This is a genomic window from Peribacillus sp. SIMBA_075, from assembly GCF_046534585.1.
Window position 1 is genome coordinate 1 of sequence record NZ_JAWRYN010000804.1, and the last position, 265, is coordinate 265.

The window sequence follows — 265 nt, forward strand, 5'->3', positions numbered from 1 at the left end:
GTAAAGGAGATCATGATGCAAAACAGAATTGAAATCACAGAAGCAACTTTAAAAGAAGACAGGCTGATTTTGACGATCCAGTCAGAGGAGCAAATTCAAAAAGCAAAAGCATCAGGACAAATGCTTGTTGATTCTGATCACTTTGCGTTCGTTTACATACTCGAAACCGAGGAGTCTTTTATGTATCTTATTTTAGGGGAACATACATGGGCTCCATTAAAAGAAGCAATGAATCTTGACATCCCTGTCTATTTGGCGGCGGAAG

Annotated in this window: 1 protein-coding gene; it reads left to right on the forward strand. The window is 39.2% G+C overall.

Annotated features, from left to right (window positions below; genetic code table 11):
• Positions 1–15: 15 nt before the first annotated feature.
• Positions 16–265: UPF0738 family protein (locus SB775_RS30435; protein WP_410864989.1), on the forward strand; the 250-nt coding region annotated here is incomplete at its 3' end.